A 3028-nucleotide genomic window follows, 5' to 3' on the forward strand; every position below is an offset into this window, starting at 1 on the left:
ACCCGAAGAACAACCCCCCGGGGTCGAAGGGGCGGAGCCCCTGGGGATGGGACGGGTAGGGGCGGCGGGGGCGAGGGTCGCTAGACGAACAGGCTCAGTGTTGCCGCCACCACGAAGCCGGCCACCGACAGCACGCTCTCCAGGACGGTCCAGGTCTTCAGCGTGTCCCGTTCGCTGATGCCGAAGTACTTGGCGACGATCCAGAAGCCACCGTCGTTGACATGGGAGGCGAAGATCGAACCGGCCGAGATGGCCATGATGACGAGGGCGACGAAGGGCTGGGAGTGGTCGCCCTCGGTGAGGAGCGGCGCGACGATACCGGCCGTCGTGACGATGGCGACCGTCGCCGACCCCTGGGCGACACGCAGGACCACCGAGATCAGGTACGACAGGACGATCACCGGAAGGCCGACGTCGTTGAAGGTGTCGGAGAGGGCCTGGGCGACCCCGCTGGCCTTGAGGACGGCACCGAAGACCCCGCCCGCGCCGACGACCAGCAGGATGTTGCCGACGGGCTTCAACGACGAGGTGGAGACCGTCTCCAGGGACTTGCGGGACCAGCCACGCCGTATGCCCAGCAGGTAGTACGCGAGGAGCAGGGCGATCGTCAGCGCCACGAACGGGTTGCCGAAGAACTCGACCACCGAGCGGATCGTGGACGGGTCCAGCGCGATCGAGGAGAACGTGGCGGCCAGGATCAGCACCAGCGGCGTACCGATGATGGCGAGGACCATGCCGAGCGGAACCGGCTTCTCCTGGGGCTCCACCCCGGCCGCCCGCTGCTCGTCGATCACCGCCCGCTTCGCCTCGTCCGCCGCCTCGACCATGTCCTGCGGCACGGCGACGAAGATCCGCTTGCCGATCCAGGCGGAGAACACCCACGCGGCCAGCACCGCAGGGATCCCGCAGACGATGCCCATGAGGATGACCCAGCCCAGCTGGACATGGAGCAGACCGGCGGCCGCGACCGGACCCGGGTGCGGCGGCAGGAAGGCGTGCGTCATCGACAGACCCGCCAGCAACGGCAGGCAGTAGAGCAGGACCGACTTGCCGGAGCGCTTGGCGGCGGCGTACACGAGCGGCGCCAGCACGAAGATGCCGACGTCGAAGAAGACCGGGATACCGAAGATCAGGCCGGTCAGGCCCATCGCGAGGGGCGCTCTCTTCTCGCCGAAGAGGTTCAGCAGCCGCGACGCCAGCACCTCGGCGCCACCGCTGACTTCGAGGATCGCGCCCAGCATGGTGCCCAGGCCGATGATGATCGCGACATGGCCGAGGATGCCGCCCATGCCGGACTCGATGGTCGACACGGCGTCGGACCGCTGGACGGTGCCGAAGAGTTCGGTGACGGAGAGGCCGGCCATCAGGCCGACGGCTATGGAGACGGCGAGCAGGGCCACGAAGGGCTGCAGGCGCGCCTTGATGATGAGGAAGAGCAGCAGGGCGATGCCGATGGCGGCGACCGTGAGCAGTCCGGCCGTACCGTCGATGAGCAGGAGCAGTCCGCCGGTGTGGGGTGGTGTCTCGGCTGGGGCGGATGTGGCGAGCGGGAGGGACAAGGGGGACATCTGGGGGTCCTCTGGGTAAGTACATACGGCTTTCGGGCAGGGTGGATCGCGGCATGGCGTCCCAGGGGTGACGGACACCATGCCGTGTACGGCGTGCGGGAGTCGGAGGGACGGTCAGCCGAGTACGGCCAGCGCGTCGATCTCGACGAGGAGCCCGGCCGGCAGCCCGACGTACACCGTCGTGCGCGCGGCGGGCGGCTGGGTGAGCCCCTGCTCCTCGAAGTAGGTGTTGTAGATGTCGTTCATCTCGGCGAAGTGGGCGACGTCCGTGAGATAGACACGGATCATCATCACGTCGTCCCAGGAGGCGCCGCCCTCCTCAAGGATCGCCTTGACGTTGGCGAGGGTCTGGAGGGTCTGTTCGCGCAGGGTGGGACCGGCGGGTGTCGGGGCCTGTCCTTCGACGGCCGGCAGGAAGCCGACCTGGCCCGCGACCTGGAGGATGTTCCCCTTCTTCACACCGTGCGAGAACTTCGCGGGCGGGGTGGTGTGGGTCTTCGGGGTGAGCGCGATCTTCTCGGTCATGCGGACCCTTTCACTGATGCACTGATGCACTGATGCACTGATCACTGTTTCGCGGTGTTCCTGCCGGAGTACTCGCCGCTGATGCCGTCCGCGGTACGGCGCACCAGGGGGAGCAGGGTGAGGAGTTCGTCGGCGGTGACGACGACGTTCGGTGCGGAGACCGACATCGCGGCGACGACCCGGCCGTCGGCGCCGCGGATCGGTGCGGCGACGCAGTTGATGGACTCCTCGTGGCCGCCGAGGTCGGTGGCCCAGCCCTGTTCGCGCACCTTGGCCAGTTCCTTGAGGAAGGCGTCCGGGTTCGGTGTCGAACGGGCCGTGTACATGGGGTAGTCGAGCTTGTCGGCGAGGGCGCGGCGCTCGTGTTCGGGCAGGTCGGCGAGGAGGAGTTTGGCGACGGCGGCGACGGTGATGGCGACGGGCTTGCCGATCCGCGAGTACATCCGCACCGGATACCGACTCTCGACCTTGTCGATGTACAGCACCTCGTCCTCCTCGTACACGGCGAGGTGGACGGTGTGGCCGCACTGCTCGTTGAGGCGTACGAGGTGGGGGTGGGCGATCTCGCGGATGTCGAGGTTCTCCATCGCCTCCTGGGCGAGGGCGATGAGCCGGGCGCCGAGGCGGTAGCGCTGGTCGGACTGGCGGTAGACCATGCCGTGTTCGTGCAGGGTACGCAGCAGCCGCAGGGCGGTGGACTTGTGCACCCCCAGCCGTTCGGCGACCTGGCCCAGGTCGGCGGGGCCCTCGGCCAGCAGCGGCAGGATGCTCAGCGCGCGGTCGACGGTCTGACTCATGGCGTACGTACCTCCTCGTCGGCCCCCTCAGCGGCTTGCGTCCAGCCGGGGCCGAGTCGAAGTTTCTCCCACGCAGCGTCGTCGAGGGCGACCAGGCGGTCGGCGTGGTCGTGGGAGGGGGGTGGGGCGAGGTCGCCG

3 protein-coding genes and 1 pseudogene are annotated in these 3028 nt (G+C 68.6%); all 4 read right to left on the minus strand.

The window, feature by feature from the left end; all coding sequences use genetic code 11:
* Positions 1–80: 80 nt before the first annotated feature.
* Positions 81–1568 (minus strand): GntP family permease, encoded by a 1488-nt coding sequence (locus L0P92_RS43450; protein WP_234768651.1) that lies wholly within the window; start codon positions 1566–1568, stop codon positions 81–83.
* Between the two features lie 114 nt (positions 1569–1682).
* Positions 1683–2093: a RidA family protein gene (locus L0P92_RS43455; protein WP_234768652.1), complete on the minus strand. Its 411-nt coding sequence runs from the start codon at positions 2091–2093 to the stop codon at positions 1683–1685.
* Positions 2094–2134: 41 nt separating this feature from the next.
* Positions 2135–2890, minus strand: a complete 756-nt coding sequence (locus tag L0P92_RS43460) for an IclR family transcriptional regulator (protein WP_234768653.1) — start codon at positions 2888–2890, stop codon at positions 2135–2137.
* Positions 2887–3028: pseudogene (locus tag L0P92_RS43465) on the minus strand (sugar kinase); the annotation flags it as partial. The gene L0P92_RS43460 and the pseudogene L0P92_RS43465, both read right to left, overlap by 4 nt.

It is taken from the genome of Streptomyces muensis, from assembly GCF_021474425.1.
In the GTDB taxonomy this organism is placed as follows: domain Bacteria; phylum Actinomycetota; class Actinomycetes; order Streptomycetales; family Streptomycetaceae; genus Streptomyces; species Streptomyces muensis.